Origin of the sequence: Actinoallomurus sp. NBC_01490, assembly GCF_036227085.1 — a bacterium.
GTDB classification, from domain to species: Bacteria; Actinomycetota; Actinomycetes; order Streptosporangiales; family Streptosporangiaceae; genus Actinoallomurus; species Actinoallomurus oryzae.
The window spans coordinates 8,187,756-8,203,075 of the sequence record NZ_CP109433.1 but is presented as its reverse complement, the minus strand read 5'-3'; the positions used below and the strand labels follow the sequence as shown (position 1 = coordinate 8,203,075).

Here is a 15,320-nt window from a genome sequence, read left to right as displayed (position 1 = left end):
GCCGGGCGGGGGCGCCTTTTCGTCATCACCTGCTGTTTACCTGCCCGTCAGGTTCCGGCAACATGATCGTCGCCCCGTCGTCATCCTGGAGGGTAAATGGCTCCCCGCAAGTGGAAGAGGCGCAGACCGGCGGCGATCGCCGCGGCCCTGGTGGCCGCCGGTTCGCTGACCCTGGCAAGCTGCGGAAGCGGCGAGAACGCCTCAAGCGCGCTGACCGTCGCCGAGTGGTCACCGGTCCATACCTCGACGCCCATCCAGCACGTGGTCGTGCTGTTCGACGAGAACATCTCGTTCGACCACTACTTCGGGACGTACCCGAAGGCGGCCAACACGGACGGGACGAAGTTCACCGCCAAGAAGCACACGCCGAAGGTGAACGGGCTGAGCAGGAAGCTGCTCACCAAGAACCCCAACCAGTACAACCCCAAGCGGCTCACGCACGAACAGGCCCTGACCTGCGACCAGGACCACACGTACGGCAAGGAGCAACTGGCCGTCAACGGCGGCAAGATGGACAAGTTCGTCGAGAACACCGAGAAGGACAAGTGCACCGGCCAGCCGGTCCTGTTCGGTGAGCCGGGCCTGGTGATGGACTACTTCGACGGCAACACCGTCACCGGCATGTGGAACTACGCCCAGAACTACGCGATGAGCGACAACAACTGGGACACGGTGTTCGGCCCCTCGACGCCGGGCGCGATCGACCTCATCTCCGGCAACACGCACGGCATCTACGCCGTCGACCCGGTGACGCACGAGAAGGTCAGCGACTCTTACGTCGTCCAGTCGCCGGACGAGAACGGCGTCGGCACGATGATCAACGACCCGGACCCGGCGTTCGACGACTGCTCGGACAACAACCACACGTCCAAGAACAACCTCGGCGTGATGACCGGCCGCAACATCGGTGACCTGCTCAACCAGCGGAAGGTCACCTGGGGCTGGTTCCAGGGCGGCTTCCGGCCGACCGGCTCGGCCAACGGCTACGCGGTCTGCGGCGCCACCCACCCGAACGTCGGCGGTATCCCGGTGGTGGACTACAGCCCGCACCACAACCCGTTCGCGTACTACAAGTCGACCTCCAACCCCAAGCACCTGCCGCCGTCGTCGGTCGCCGCGATCGGCCGTACCGACCAGGCCAACCACAACTACGACCTGACCGACTTCGACGCGGCCCTCAAGGCGAGCGACCTGCCGGCGGTGAGCTTCCTGAAGGCGCCGTCGTACCAGGACGGCCACGCGGGCTACTCCGACCCGCTGGACGAGCAGCAGTTCCTCGTCAGCACGATCAACAAGATCCAGCAGTCGCCGCAGTGGAAGTCCACCGCGATCTTCATCGCCTACGACGACTCCGACGGCTGGTACGACCACGTCCCGCCGAAGGTCACGAACGGCTCGTCCGACGCCTCACAGGACACGCCGCTGTGCTCGAACGTGCGTGCCGCAAAGGGCTACCAGGACCGCTGCGGGCCGAGCCAGCGTCTGCCCTTCCTCGCCATCTCGCCGTACTCCAGGGTCAACCACGTCGACCACTCGTACGCCGAGCAGACCTCGATCCTGCGGTTCATCGAGGACAACTGGCGGGTGGGCCGCATCGGGGACGCGTCGATGGACGTACGCGCCGGCGGTGTCGGCGGCCTGCTGGACTTCCGCCACGCGAGGGCGGACCGGCTGATCCTCGACCCGAAGACCGGAGCCCCGGCCTCCGGCTGACCTGACACGACCTGACGGCCTCCGCCCACCGGGCGGGGGCCGTCGCGTTCCGCGGACCCGCGGCGCCCGGCCGCCTCGGTCAGGCCAGGCCCGCGTCGTGGGCGAGGAGCGCGATCTGGGTGCGGTTGTCCAGCCCGAGCTTGGTGAGAATGCTGGAGACGTGGGCCTTGACCGTCGTGACGCCCATGGCGAGCTCCGTGGCGATGTCGGCGTTCGTCCGGCCGCGGGCGATCGCGAGGGTCACCTCGTGCTCGCGGGGGGTGAGGGCGGCCAGCGCGGCGCGGGCCTGCTCGTAGGTGCCGGTCTGGGCGACGGTGCGGTCCATGAGCCGCCGGGTGATGCGGGGCGACAGGATCGGGTCTCCCGCCGCGACCCGGGTGACCGCCTCCACGATCCGCGCGGGCGAGGTGTCCTTGAGCAGGAACCCGCTGGCGCCGGCGCGCAGCGCGTACAGGATGTTCTCGTCGGTGTCGAAGGTGGTCAGCACGATCACCTCCGGAGGACGGGCGCGGGTGCGCAGCCGGCGGGTGGCGGTGATGCCGTCCACGCGCGGCATCCGCAGGTCCATGAGGACGACGTCGGGGGCGTGGGCGTCGGTGGCGGTGATGGCCTCCTGGCCGTCGGCGGCCTCGCCGACGACGGTGATCCCGGCGGCGCCGTCGAGCATCATGGACAGCCCGGCACGGACCATGGCGTCATCGTCGACCAGCAGCACGCGGATCACGCCGGCCATGGTAGCCAGGCCTGGAGCCGGAACTGCCGGTCGGTGATCTGGTGATCCAGCTGCCCGCCGGCCAGCCGTACCCGCTCGGTGAGCCCGACCAGGCCCAGGCCGCCGCCCGGCACGGCCGGGGCCGACTCCGCCGCCGCGAGCGGGTTGCGGATGTCGATCAGCAGGCGCGCGCCGGGGCCACCGTGCAGCAGCACCTCGACCGGCCGGCCGGGAGCGTGCTTGCGCGCGTTGGTCAGCCCCTCCTGCGCGACGCGGTAGACGGTACGGGCGGCGGCCGCGGGGAGGGCCGCGGCGTCGGTGACCTCCTCGCGCAGGCGCACCGGCTGGCCCGCCTCGCGCGCCTCGGCGACCAGGCGGGGCAGGTCGGCCAGCGTGGGCTGGGGCTCCAGGTCGTCGTGCCCGTCGTCCTCCTCGCGCAGGAGACCGATCACCTGGCGTAGCTCCTCCAGCGCCTGGTGCACCCCGGCGCGGACCACCCCGGCGGCCTGGGCGAGCTGGTCGGGGGAGGAGTCCGGGCGGTATTCCAGCGCCCCGGCGTGGGTGGCCACCAGCGACAGCCGGTGGGCCAGCACGTCGTGCATCTCCCGGGCGAGCGTGCGCCGCTCGGCCATGCGGGCCTCGGCGATCCGCCTGCCCTGCTCGGCCTCGGCGCGCTGGGCGCGCTCGTACAGGGATCTGAGCAGCGCGCGGCGCGAGCGGGCCAGCGCGCCCCAGCCGAGCAGCGCGCCGTACGCGGCGAAGATCAGCAGCAGCCACCAGCCGAGGGAGATGCCGGAGTTGGGCCGCCACAGCCCCTGCACCACGTGGGCCGCCATGCCCGCCGCCGTCACGGCCACCGCGACCGGGAACCGCCTGCGCTGGGCCACCTGCAGCGCCCCCATCGTCGCCGCCGGCGTGCCCACCGGGGAGGCGGCGGCGAGGAGCGTGGCGGCGAGCGCGCCGGCGACCGGCCACCGCAGCTGGGCGAGCGCCATGAGCAGGCTCACGACGGCGGCCGCGGCGTCCAGCCAGAACAGGGACCCGCCCGCCTGTCCCCACAGGGACACGGCGGTCAGCGCGCCTATCCCGAGGACCACACTCGCCACCGCGACCAGGCGCGGGGATCGCCATTCGTTCACGCGCTCAAGCTAGCCCGCGGCCGGCCGGAGCCGTCACCTACCAAAGTCGGAGCCGGTCCCCACCCGGGAAGGACACGGCGCGACCGCGCGCCCGATGCGGCGCCCCGGCGGGCCGGGCGAGGCTGACCGGCGTGAACACCTCTGTGAGACGACTCTTCCTCACCGTGATCGGCGCGCCCGCCGCCGCCCTGGCCGTGTGGGCCCTGGCCGTGCCTCTGGCCGGAACGACGCTGACCGTGCGGGCGGGCGGTGGCGAGCGAACGGTCGGGCCGGTGTCGGTCGTGCCGGCGAGCCTGCTGGCCGGGCTCGCGGCCTGGGCGCTCCTGGCCGTCCTGGAGCGTTCGGCGACCCGTCCCGGCCGTACCTGGACGATCATCGCCCTGGCCGTGCTCGTCCTCTCCCTGACCGGCCCGCTCGGCGGCGAGGCCGGAGCCGCCACCACGCTGGTGCTGGTGCTGCTGCACCTGACCGTCGCCGCCGTGCTCGTCGCGGGGCTGGTGCGCCGATGAGCCTGCCCTACGGATACCTGGCCACCGTGGCCCTTCTCGCGGCCGCCACCCTGTTCACGCTGGCCGCGCCGGTCCGGCCCCGGCCCCTGGCCATGCTGAGCTTCCGGCTCGGCGTGGTCGTCAACGAACTGCCCTTCGTGGCCTTCGCCTCGCTCCTGGCCGCCACCGTCCTGGCCCTCGCCGAAGGCGACCTGACCTCACCGGCCGCCGCCGGGGTCGCGGCGGCGGCCGTGGTGGGGCTGGGTGCGGGCCTGGGCCTGGTGGCGTGGCGCGGCCGTCAGGCGCTGCCCGCCGTGCGCCGTGCCATGGGGGCGGTGCCCGTCTCGCGGCGCCTGCCGTACGGGCGCATCCTGTTCCGGCCCGTCTTCCGCCGTCGCCGTGCCGTGGAGCGCATCCCCGGCCTGACGTACGGCCCGGCCGGCAGGCGCAACCTCCTGGACCTCTACCGCCACCGCTCCCGGCCCGGCGGAGCCCCGGTGCTGATCCACCTGCACGGCGGCGGGTACACGGGAGGCCGGAAGAACACCCAGTCCCTGCCCCTTCTGCACCGGCTGGCCGGCCAGGGCTGGGTGTGCGTCAGCGCGAACTACCGCCTGCGCCCGCAGGCGACCTTCCACGACCATCTGGTGGACGCCAAGAAGGTGATCGCCTGGGTCCGGGAACACGGCCCCTCCTACGGCGCCGATCCCGATCGGATCGTGCTGGCGGGCAGCTCGGCGGGCGCCCACATGGCGGCCCTGGCCGGTCTCACCGCGGACGACCCCGCCTTCCAGCCCGGCTTCGAACACGTGGACACCTCCGTCGCTGCGGTGGTCGGCCTGGGCGGCTACTACGGCCCCTACTACGACGGAGATCCGCGGACCTCGCCGTTCGCCCATGTCCGGCCGGACGCGCCGCCGTTCTTCCTCGCCCACGGTGACCACGACACCCTGGCGCCGGTCGAGACGGCACGGTCGTTCGCCGAACGCCTGCGCGGCCTGTCGACCCGACCGGTCGTCTACGCCGAGCTGCCCGGCGGGCACCACGCCTTCGACCTGTTCCACTCGCTGCGCTTCGAAGCCGTGGTCAACGCCATCGACGCCTTCACCGCCCAGGTCCTGTCGTGCGGTTCCCCGGAGCGGCCGAGGTGGCGACCGGGGCCGCCGGCGCGTCAGTCCGGGTGACGGGCGTCCGCGCCGAGCGCGCGTTCCAGGAACTCCGCCTGCAGGAGGAGAACGTTCTCGGCGATCTCCTCCTGCGGCGTCATGTGCGTGGCGTTCGGCAGCGGCAGCACGGTGTGCGGGCGTCCGGCCGCCGTCAGCGCCGACGAGAGGCGCAGCGTGTGCGCGGCGAACACGTTGTCGTCCGCGAGCCCGTGGATGAGCATGAGCGGGCGCCGGAGGTGCCGCGCGTCGGCCGGCAGGCTCGACCGGTCGTACGCCCCGGGGTTCTCGTCGGGGTGGCCGAGGAAGCGCTCGTTCCAGTGGGTGTCGTACAGCCGCTGGTCGGTCACTGGCGCACCGGCCACCGCGGCGTGGAAGACGTCCGGCTCGCGCAGCACGGCGAGCGCCGCGAGGAAGCCGCCGAAGGACCAGCCGCGGATGCCGACCCGGCTCAGGTCGAGGTCGGGATGGCGCGCGGCTGCCGCGTGCAGCGCGTCCACCTGGTCGGTGAGCGCCAGCGCCGCGCGGTCGCCGTAGATCTCCCGTTCCCAGGCGGGGCCGCGCCCGGGGGTGCCGCGGCCGTCCGCGACGACGACGGCGAAGCCGCGGTCGGCGAACCACTGCGAGACCGGATACTGGTTCCGCGCCGCGAGAACGCGCTGCCCGGCGGGCCCGCCGTAGGGGTCCATCAGCACCGGCAGCCGTCGCGACCCGGGGACGTGCCCGGTCGGGAAGAGCACCGCGGTCCGCAGTTCCCTCTCTCCGGCGCGCAGCAGCTCCACCTTGGGGGTCAGGACGGGCCTCTCGGCGCGTGAGGTGATCGAGGAGGCCGGGCGCCCGTCGCGGTGCACGGTCACCCGGACGCCGTCGTGGTGCAGCGACTGCGCGACCACGACGGTCGTGCCGCCCGCCCGGTGCCCGTGGTGGACGCCGGGCGCGTCGGCGAACGGGACCGCCCCGGCACCCGGCGCGTACGTCCACAGGCCGATCTCCGTCGGCTCGGCGGACGCGGTGAACAGCACGGTCTCGCCGTCGACCCCGAGGACCTCGCGGACCTGCAGGCCGAGTGGGGTGACGGGCACGTCGTCGACGAGCAGCCGCCGGCTGTCGTCCAGATCCGCGGTCCAGACGAGACGGCCGTCCCCGGTGAGCGCCGGCACGCCCGGCACGATCTGCACCCAGTACGGGTCGGTGTCCTCTCGCCGCGGGCGTGTCGTGCCGGTCTGCGGGTCGACCGCCAGCACCCGCATCGTCTTCTGATCGCGGCTCTGCACGGCGATGAGCGGCTCGGGCCCGCTCCAGCAGACGGCCGTGACGTACTCGAAGGCGGCACGATCCCAGTCGACGGCCACTCGTCCGCCGTCCAGGCCGACGATCCACAGGGACACGTCGGCGTTGCGGGTGCCCGCGGCCGGATAGGCGATCTCGGCAGGCGGCTCGGCCGGGTCGGCCGGGTCGGCGATGTACCAGCGCTGTACCGGTGCGGTGTCGACCCGGGCGACCAGGAGGCGCGAGCCGTCCGGTGCCCACCAGAACCCGCGGTCGCGGCCCATCGACTCGGCCGCCACGTGCTCGGGGAGGCCGTAGGTCACCTCCGGGCCCTCCGGCGTGGCGAGCGCGCGGTCGCCGGAGCCGTCCGCGCCGATCACGCGCAGGGCTCGGCCGGACACGTAGGCGACCGTGGAGCCGAGCGGGTCGGGGCGGGGGTCGACGACCGGGCCGGTCGCCGGCAGCTCCGTCACTCGCGGGGCGGCGAGGTCGGCCAGCCACAGCCGTCCGGACAGCGCGTACGCCGCCCTGGTCACCGCTCGGTCGGTGGCGTACGCGGTCACTCCCGTGCTCTGCTCGCGGGCTCGCTCGCGCCGTGTCGCCTCCTCCGGCGACAGGTCCTCGGCGGCGTCTCCGGGGTCGGTGACGAGCCGCTCCGCGCCCGCGGTGACGTCGAACTCCCACAGGCCGGTGATCGGATCGCTTCCGTGCCGCGACCGCAGGAAGACGACCCGCCGGCCGTCCGGGGAGACGGTGAAGGACCGGGGGACGCCCAGGCTGAACCGGCGGGTGCGGGCGTGCTGGCGGGGCAGGTCGGGGGTCACGCGTCCTCCATCGTGAGTCGGGCCGGCCGGGTCTGACCGGCCGGGGGCGCCGGGTCAGAGGCGCAGCTCCGCGCGGCCGATGGCGCGGCGGGCGGCGGGGAGGGCCGCCTCGCGGTCGGCCGCGACCAGGCCGACGCGGGTGCGGCGGTCGAGCAGGTCGCCCTCGTCCAGCGCGCCCTCGTGGCGGACCGCCCAGGCCAGCTCCGCCCCGGTCGTCGCCGAGCCCGGTGCCACCGGCTCCAGCAGCGACGGGTCCTCGGCGGCCAGGGCCATGACGTCGCGGGCCTCCGTGCCGTACCGGTGGACCAGGTTCGCGGGCGCCGCCAGCCGGGCCAGGTCCGCCGCCGGGCCCGCGCCCACGAGCGGCAGCCGGGCCGTACGGCACGGGCCGGCCTCGACGCCGCGGCTCGCCAGTGCCGCGTCGAGCGCGTCCTCGGCCATCCGGCGGTACGTCGTGAGCTTGCCGCCGACGACCGTCACGACGCCGTTCTCCGCGGTCAGCACGGCGTGCCGGCGGGACAGGTCGGCGGTGCTGCCCTCGGCGCCGTACAGCAGCGGCCGCAGCCCGGCGTACGCCCCGGCCACGTCCGTGCGGCGGACGGGCACGTCGAGGGCCGAGTCCAGCAGGTCCAGCAGGAACCCGATCTCGGCCTCCGACGGCTCCGGCACGTCCGGGACCGGCCCCTCGACGGGCTCGTCGGTGAGCCCGACGTAGATCCGCCCGTCCTCCTGCGGCAGCACGAGCGCGAACCGGCCCGATGAGCCCGGCACGGGGAGGTGCAGCCCGATGGCGAGGCCGCCCAGGCTCTCGGCGCGCAGCACGAGGTGGGTGCCGCGCGAGGGCCGCAGGCGCACGCCCTCGGCCAGACCGCCCGCCCACACGCCCGCGGCGTTCACGACCGCGCGGGCGCGCAGGAAGAACTCCGTCCCGGTCAGCTCGTCGCGCACCTGCGCGCCGTCGCCGGACAGCGCGAGCGCCCGGCAGCGCGTGAGGACCCGCGCGCCGTACGCTGCCGCCGTACGGGCGATGGCGGTGACCAGGCGTGCGTCGTCGGCGAGCTGCCCGTCCCAGGACAGCAGCCCGCCGCGCAGCCCGTACGAGCGCAGCGCGGGCGCGAGCCGCAGCGCCTCCACCGCGGTCAGGCGGCGCGGCCTCGGCAGCGCCGCGCGGTGCGTGCGGGCCGACATCCGCAGCACGTCGCCCGCCCAGATCCCGGCCCGGGCGAGGCCCACGGCGGACGCCGGGACCTGCGGGGTCAGCGGCAGCACGAACGGCAGCGCGCGCACGAGGTGCGGCGCGGTGCGCTCCATCAGGACGCCGCGCTCGACCGCGCTCTCGTACGCGATGCCGAGCTGCCCGGAGGCGAGGTACCGCAGGCCGCCGTGGATCAGCTTGGAGCTCCACCGCGAGGTGCCGAAGGCGATGTCGTGCGCGTCGATCGCGGCCACGGACAGGCCGCGCGACGCGGCGTCCAGCGCGACCCCGGCGCCGGTCGCGCCGAGCCCGACGACCAGGACGTCGACGGCCGTGCCGCCGGCGACCTCGGCCAGCTCGCGGGCGCGCCGCGCGGCGTTCAGCGATGAGGCGGGAGACGCGGGCGGCGGTGCCGCCTCGACGGGCCGGTGAAGACGTGTCATGGCGCGAGGTACCTTTCGAGAATCTGGCGGAGTTCCTCGTCGAAGGCGGCCGCCGACAGGGCCGGGCCGTCGCCGGTCATGATGTGGCCCGACATGGCGAACGACTGGAGGACGAGCAGCAGGGAGCGCGCCTGCCGGGCCGGGTCGCCGGCGCGCACGCTGCCGTCGCGGTGGCCGGCCCGCAGCGTCGCCTCGATCGCGCGCAGCATGGCGTCCTGGCTCGTGCCGCGCCGCTCGAGGATGTAGGGGAGCAGCACCTCGGGATCGACTTCCATGATCTTGTGGAAGAGCGGGTGCGCGCGGAGGGCGGCGACCCCGGCGACCAGGGCCTCGACGGCCTGGGCCCGTACCGGTGAGCCGTCCTCGGGCGGCGCCACCGCCGCGACGACGGTGGCCCACTCACGGGTCATCAGGTCGCCGACCAGCGTCCGCACGTCCGGCCAGCGCCGGTAGATCGTCATGCGCGACACCCCGGCGCGGCGCGCCACGTCGGTGAGCGTCGTACGGCGCACGCCCACCGCCAGCACACAGTCACGTGTCGCGTCCAGCACGGCATCCTTCTTGTGACGAATCGACGCCATATGTCACAGTGTAACTGCGCTGGTGAGGGGGTAGCCATGGCGAACGTGGACATGTTGTGGAGCGGCTGGGGTGATCCGGAGCGGGCCGAGCGCCTGCCGGAGTCGGTCATCGGACTGCTGCGCGAGCTGCTCGGCGTGCACGCCGAACCGGCCCAGCCCGTCAAGCTCGCCGAGATCGAGCCGCCGCCGGCGCGGCCCGTGCCCGGCGCCCTGGAGGAGATCGTCGGCGGGGAGCACGTGCGCGTGGACGCCGAGACGCGCATCCGCCACACGCGCGGCAAGTCGACGCCGGACCTGCTGCGCATCCGCGCGGGCGACGCCGGCGGCGCGCCCGACGCGGTCGTGCTGCCCGGCTCCCACGAGGAGGTCGCCGCGGTGCTGGCCCGCTGCGCCGAGCACCGGGTCGCCGTCGTGCCGTTCGGCGGCGGCACCTCCGTCGTCGGCGGCCTCGCCCCCGAGGCGGGTGGCTACGCGGCGGTGGTCGCGCTCGACCTGCGGCGCCTCGACCGGCTCGTCGGCCTCGACCCGGTCTCCCGCACGGCCACGCTCCAGCCGGGGCTGCGCGCGCCGCACGCCGAACGGCTGCTGAACGAGCAGGGCTACACCCTCGGCCACTTCCCGCAGTCGTTCGAGTGGGCGAGCATCGGCGGGTTCGCCGCGGCGCGGTCCTCCGGCCAGGCCTCGGCCGGGTACGGGCGGTTCGACGAGATGGTCACCGGCCTGACGCTCGCCACGCCCAGCGGCACGCTCGAGACCGGCCGCGCGCCGAAATCGGCGGCAGGGCCCGACCTGCGCCAGCTCGTGCTGGGCTCGGAGGGCGCGTTCGGCGTCATCACGGACGTGACCGTACGGATCCGGCCGCTGCCCGAGACGCGGGTGTACGAGGGCTGGCTGTTCCCCTCGTTCTCCGAGGGCGTCACCGCGGTCCGCGCCCTCGCCCAGGACGGCCCGCTGCCGACCGTGCTGCGGCTCTCCGACGAGACCGAGACCATGATCGGGCTGGCCCGGCCGGACGAGCTGGGCGAGGGGAAGGCCGCCGGCGGCTGCCTGGCCGTCTGCGGGTACGAGGGCACGGCCGGCGAGGTGCCCGACCGCCGGGCGGAGGCCCGCGCGGTGCTCACGTCGCTCGGCGGCGTCTACCAGGGGGAGAAGCCCGGGGAGAGCTGGGCGCGCGGCCGGTACTCCGCGCCGTACCTGCGGGACGCCCTGCTCGACGTCGGCGTGCTCGCCGAGACGCTGGAGACCGCCGGCTTCTGGTCGAACCTGCCGCGCCTGTACGACGCCGTGCGCCTGACCCTCTCCCGCGAGCTGCCCTCGTCGGTGGTGATGTGCCACGTGTCGCACGTCTACGCGCCCGGCGCCTCGCTGTACTTCACGGTCGTCACCGCCCAGGGGGAGCGGCCCGTGGAGCGCTGGCGGGACGCCAAGGCGGCGGTCAGCGACGCGATCATCGAGGCGGGCGGCACGATCAGCCACCACCACGGCGTCGGCGTCGACCACCGCGACTGGTACGCCCGCGAGGCCGGCCCGCTCGGCGTCGCCGCGCTGCGGGCGGTGAAGGACCGGCTCGACCCCGAAGGGATCATGAACCCGGGCGTGCTCATCCCGGCGGAGTGATCCGCTGAGGGCCCCGACCCCGTACGATCCCGCGCAGAGCCCGCTCGCACGGCGCGGGCCCCGGACAGGAGACCGACATGCGATCGTTCACCGCCGTGGTGAACCCGGCCGCGGGCAGTGACCCGGCCGCACGCCTCATCCCGGTCGCGCGGCGGCTGCGCGAGGCCGGCGCCGAGGTGGCGGTGGAGTACAGCCGCAGCCTCGAGCACGCGGGCGACCTGGCGCGCGAGGCCGCGAAGAAGGGTCACGTCGTGATCGCGGCGGGCGGCGACGGCATGGTGGGCGGACTGGCCGGGGCGCTCGCGGGCGGCGACGCGGCGCTGGGCATCCTGCCCGCCGGGCGCGGCAACGACTTCGCCCGCCAGCTCGGGCTCCCCGACGACCCCGAGCGCCTGGCCGACCTGCTGCTGTCCGCCGAGCCCACGCCGATCGACGCGATCGAGGTGACCGCGGACGACGGCACGACCACCGTCGTGGCCGGCAGCGTGTACGGCGGGGTCGACTCGGTGGCCAACGCGCACATCAACCGGCTGACCCGGCTGCCGGGCTCCCTGGCCTACTACCTCGGCCCGCTGCGCGCGATCGCGACGTGGCGGCCGGTCGCGTACCGCATCACGGTCGACGGTGAGACGCGCGAGGAGCGCGGGTACACCGTCGTCGCCGCCAACTCCGGGTACTACGGCTACGGCCTGCACGTCGCGCCGGACGCCTCCGTCTCCGACGGGCTGCTCGACGTCGTCATCATCAAGCACGCGCCCCGGCGCCTGTTCTTCGCGGTGATGCGCGAGCTGCCGCACGGCACGCACGTACGCCGCCCGGAGATCGAGGTGCTCCGCGGACGCGAGGTGCGCGTGGAGGCCGACCGGGAGATCCCGTTCGGCGGCGACGGCGAGCTGCTCGGCACCCTGCCCGCGACGATCCGCGTGCTGCCCGGCGCGCTGCGGGTGATCACGCCCTGACCGTCCGCCGGGACACACTGTCCTGGCGGCCTGGTGAAGCTTGCCCGGCGCTTTGCCGCGGTCCGACCGGCCACCGGGTACGTTGCCGAGTGCGATCGGTGATTCGGGGGGCACTGTGAAACACGCGCTCACCGTCCTGGCCGGCATCGCCGTGGGGCTGCCGGTGATGGCGGCACTCGCGTCGGCGGGCGGGCACACCGCGGGCGCCCTGCCGGACCGCTACGTGCCGTGGGCGCACCACCTGCGCGGGTACGCCGCGATCAGGACACCGGTCCGCCCCTCCCACCTCCGGACCCGTCACCGGGCCCGCGTCCTCGTCTCGACCTCGCCCGCCCGCACGCCGTCGCCCGCGCCCGGCGGGCGGCTCGTCCGCCATGCCAGGCCCGCCGAGCGCGCCGAACCCGCCGAGGACCTGCGGGTCTCCATCGAGGCCCCGCGCTCGGTCCGGCCCGGCGGCACCTACGCGTACCGGATCCGGCTCGCCAACCGCGGGCACGCGACGCCGGGCGAGATCACCGTGCGCAACACGCTGCCGGCGGGCGTCGTACGGACGAGCACGTCGCTGCCGGGCGGCGCCGGAGGCTACGCGGGCGGGCGCGACACCACACTCGTCCTGCCCCGGCTCGCTCCGGGCCGGTCCGCCACCGCGCGGTTCGTCGTACGGGTCCGGCCGAAGACCCACGGCGAGCTGGTCGCCCGCACCCGCATCGCCTCGATCGGCGGCGCCCGGGTCCGCGGGACCGGCACGAGCGCCTCCCGCGTGAAGACCAGAGTCCGCTGATCCACCGGAACCACCGGCCACCCGTGCTTCGTCTCACCTGTGACGACCGCGACACGGGAAGGCAGGGAGCATGCGAACGCTGCTCAACCTCATCTGGCTGGTGCTCTCCGGGCTCTGGATGGCACTCGGTTACTTCCTCGCGGGGATCGTGTGCTGCGTGCTCATCGTGACGATCCCGTTCGGCGTCGCGGCGTTCCGCATCGGAGCCTTCGCGCTCTGGCCGTTCGGCAGGACCGTCGTGCGCAAGCCGAGCGCCGGTGCGATGAGCGCCATCGGCAACGTCATCTGGTTCCTCGTCGCCGGTCTGTGGCTGGCCATCGGGCACCTGCTCAGCGGCATCGCGCTGTGCATCACGATCATCGGCATCCCGCTCGGGCTGGCCAACTTCAAGCTGATCCCGGTGTCGCTGATGCCGCTCGGCGCCGACATCGTCGACGCCGACGACCGCCGCGTCCTCGTCGCGGGCTGAGCCCGGCCTCGTCCGCGGGCGGGTCTCGACAGCGGAGGGTGTCCGGGTCCACACTGGCCCCCATGCCAGGGGCCTCTCCGTTGCCCAAGCAGGGCGACGTGTTCTTCGACTGCCGCAGGCCGGACCGCTCGTTGCGCATCAGCCGCCACCCGGACGCCGGAGTGGTCGTGCTGAGCATCTGGAACGGCGGCGTGTGCCAGGGAACGTTCCAGCTGCCGGCCGACCAGGTCGGCATGTTCGCGGAGACGCTGGTGCACGGCCCGCCCCCGGGCACCGCCGCGGAGACGGCGCCCGAGCTCTTCCGCACCGGCGAGTACGACACGCATCCCCGCATCGCCTGAGCGCGCCGTACGCCGCGGCTCGGGCCGTTCCCGTACGGGCGATGCTTTGCCTGGAATGGGGCGAACACGGTGCGTCGCCGCTATTACGGCTGTTACGGTGCCGCCGTGCCCCCCTCTGCGTCTCTGTCCTCGCGTCAATCCACGGCCGGCGCCGGCTGGTCGTGCGACGAGCCGGGGACCTACACCGACCTCATGCCGGCCAGAGTCCGGAACCTCTCCTGGCTCAACCCCGCCGTCCTGTGGCGGTCGCGCAACGACGTGCTGGCCCGCCGGTTCGGCGACCCGACCAACGACGAACGGCGCCGCTGGGTGGCGCGCCGGCTCCGCGCCGGAGCGCCGCCCGACTTCGCCATCCCGCGCGACGACCCGTCGTCGTTCTCGTTCATGGTGCTGGGCGACACGGGGGAGGGGGACGCCCCGCAGTACGCCGTGGTGCCCGGGTTCCTGAGGATGAGCGAGGGCACGCGGTTCGCCGTCATCGCCAGCGACGTGATCTATCCGACCGGCAGCGTCAACGAGTACGGCACCAAGTTCTTCCGCCCGTACAAGGACTACGACGCGCCCATCTACGCCGTCCCGGGCAACCACGACTGGTACGACGGGCTCGGCGGGTTCATGCGGGTCTTCTGCGGCGCGCCCGAACTGCCTCCCGAGGGCCGGCCGAGGCTGCTGTCGCGCGCCTGGTGGCGGCGGCTGTTCTGGAAGAACCCGGACAGGCCCGACGAGACGCGGCTGGCCGAGGCCGAGAGCCTGCGCTCGCGGCCCTCGCAGCGGGCCGGGCAGCCCGGCCCGTACTGGATGATGGACGCCGGCCCGATCCGCATCGTCGGCATCGACACGGGCATCCTCGGCGGCATCGACCGCGAGCAGGGCGCGTGGCTGCGCCGGGTCTCCCAGGGCCCCCGGCCGAAGATCCTCATCACCGGCAAGCCGCTGTACGTCGATGGAGCCCACCACCCCGGCCCCATCGAGGGCGGCGGCACGGTCGACGAGATCGTCCAGGACCCCGCGTGCAACTACGTGGCGGCGATCGGCGGCGACATCCACAACTACCAGCACTATCCGGTCAAGGTCGGCGACCGCACGATCGAGTACGTCGTCTCCGGGGGCGGCGGCGCGTTCATGCACGCCACGCACACGATCCCCAGGGTCAACGTCGGCGGCGTCGGCGAGGACGACTTCCGCTGTTACCCGCTGCGCGGCGACTGCCTGGCCTTCTACGGCCGGATGTACGGCCGGCGGCTGCGGATGCGGTGGCTGTTCGAGCTCACCGGAGACGAGGCCGCGGCGGTCATCGCCGAACGGCTCGGTATCCGGCCGGGCCGGGAGACGACCGCAACGGTGACGTGGCGCATGCGGCTGGTGGCGACCCTCCTGGGCGTGCCGGGCCGCCCGCACCGGCACAAGCGGTTCCGGCTGCCGGTGCGCAAGGCGTACCAGCGGTTCCTGTCGCCGGCCTCCGCCTCGTACGAGCCGCCGCTGTTCAAGAGCTTCCTGCGGGTCGACGTGACGCCGGAGCGCCTGCGCATCCGCTGCTTCGGCGCGTCCGGCTGCCGCGAGCACGAGGTGGCGCCGCCCGTCGAGGACGAGATAACGATCCCCCTCGCCTGAGGACGAGCGCCGGGC

General features: G+C 74.2%; 14 protein-coding genes. 9 read left to right on the top strand and 5 right to left on the bottom strand.

The annotated features are described in order from the left end of the window. The first annotated feature begins 96 nt into the window (after positions 1–96). Complete coding sequence (locus OG417_RS37835; RefSeq protein ID WP_329239511.1) at positions 97–1,713, top strand: phospholipase C; 1,617 nt, start codon at positions 97–99, stop codon at positions 1,711–1,713. Between the two features lie 79 nt (positions 1,714–1,792). Here the strand turns inward: OG417_RS37835 and OG417_RS37830 are convergent, their stop codons facing one another. Together OG417_RS37830 and OG417_RS37825 are read right to left on the bottom strand one after the other, a co-directional pair. Then, positions 1,793–2,446 carry a response regulator transcription factor gene (locus tag OG417_RS37830; RefSeq protein ID WP_329239509.1) on the bottom strand — a complete coding sequence of 218 codons (654 nt, stop codon included), beginning with the start codon at positions 2,444–2,446 and terminating at the stop codon, positions 1,793–1,795. Then, entirely contained in the window at positions 2,434–3,564 is a 1,131-nt protein-coding gene (locus OG417_RS37825) for a sensor histidine kinase (RefSeq protein WP_329239506.1), read from the bottom strand. The genes OG417_RS37830 and OG417_RS37825 overlap by 13 nt, the downstream gene beginning before the upstream one ends. Positions 3,565–3,695: 131 nt before the next feature. Here OG417_RS37825 and OG417_RS37820 point away from each other — a divergent pair, with 131 nt between their 5' ends. Next, a complete protein-coding gene (locus tag OG417_RS37820; RefSeq protein ID WP_329239504.1) occupies positions 3,696–4,073 on the top strand; it encodes a DUF6069 family protein in 378 nt (125 codons plus the stop codon). After that, positions 4,070–5,236, top strand: coding sequence for an alpha/beta hydrolase (locus tag OG417_RS37815; protein ID WP_329239502.1), 1,167 nt, complete (start codon positions 4,070–4,072; stop codon positions 5,234–5,236). The genes OG417_RS37820 and OG417_RS37815 overlap by 4 nt, the downstream gene beginning before the upstream one ends. Here OG417_RS37815 and OG417_RS37810 read toward each other — a convergent pair. From OG417_RS37810 to OG417_RS37800, 3 genes are read right to left on the bottom strand one after another with little or no spacing between them, the layout of a single operon-like run. Further along, positions 5,224–7,308 (bottom strand): S9 family peptidase, encoded by a 2,085-nt coding sequence (locus tag OG417_RS37810; protein ID WP_329239499.1) that lies wholly within the window; start codon positions 7,306–7,308, stop codon positions 5,224–5,226. The two genes, OG417_RS37815 and OG417_RS37810, sit on opposite strands and share 13 nt — an antisense overlap. Positions 7,309–7,362: 54 nt before the next feature. Further along, positions 7,363–8,946 carry a glycerol-3-phosphate dehydrogenase/oxidase gene (locus tag OG417_RS37805; RefSeq protein ID WP_329239496.1) on the bottom strand — a complete coding sequence of 528 codons (1,584 nt, stop codon included), beginning with the start codon at positions 8,944–8,946 and terminating at the stop codon, positions 7,363–7,365. After that, a complete protein-coding gene (locus OG417_RS37800) occupies positions 8,943–9,527 on the bottom strand; it encodes a TetR/AcrR family transcriptional regulator (RefSeq protein ID WP_329239493.1) in 585 nt (194 codons plus the stop codon). Before OG417_RS37800 ends, OG417_RS37805 begins: the two co-directional genes overlap by 4 nt. Positions 9,528–9,563: 36 nt before the next feature. On the opposite strand from OG417_RS37800, the gene OG417_RS37795 reads away from it, so the two are divergent. The 6 genes from OG417_RS37795 (at position 9,564) to OG417_RS37770 (ending at position 15,305) form a co-directional block, all read left to right on the top strand. Further along, complete coding sequence (locus tag OG417_RS37795; RefSeq protein ID WP_329239490.1) at positions 9,564–11,144, top strand: FAD-binding oxidoreductase; 1,581 nt, start codon at positions 9,564–9,566, stop codon at positions 11,142–11,144. A gap of 77 nt (positions 11,145–11,221) precedes the next feature. Beyond that, positions 11,222–12,103 carry a diacylglycerol/lipid kinase family protein gene (locus tag OG417_RS37790; protein ID WP_329239487.1) on the top strand — a complete coding sequence of 294 codons (882 nt, stop codon included), beginning with the start codon at positions 11,222–11,224 and terminating at the stop codon, positions 12,101–12,103. A 115-nt stretch (positions 12,104–12,218) separates the two neighbouring features. Beyond that, a complete protein-coding gene (locus OG417_RS37785) occupies positions 12,219–12,884 on the top strand; it encodes a hypothetical protein (RefSeq protein ID WP_329239484.1) in 666 nt (221 codons plus the stop codon). A gap of 70 nt (positions 12,885–12,954) precedes the next feature. Then, complete coding sequence (locus OG417_RS37780) at positions 12,955–13,353, top strand: YccF domain-containing protein (RefSeq protein ID WP_329239481.1); 399 nt, start codon at positions 12,955–12,957, stop codon at positions 13,351–13,353. 62 nt (positions 13,354–13,415) lie between these two features. Beyond that, positions 13,416–13,694, top strand: coding sequence for a hypothetical protein (locus OG417_RS37775; RefSeq protein ID WP_329239479.1), 279 nt, complete (start codon positions 13,416–13,418; stop codon positions 13,692–13,694). Between the two features lie 192 nt (positions 13,695–13,886). Continuing rightward, positions 13,887–15,305, top strand: a complete 1,419-nt coding sequence (locus OG417_RS37770; protein WP_329239476.1) for a metallophosphoesterase family protein — start codon at positions 13,887–13,889, stop codon at positions 15,303–15,305. Positions 15,306–15,320: the final 15 nt, after the last annotated feature.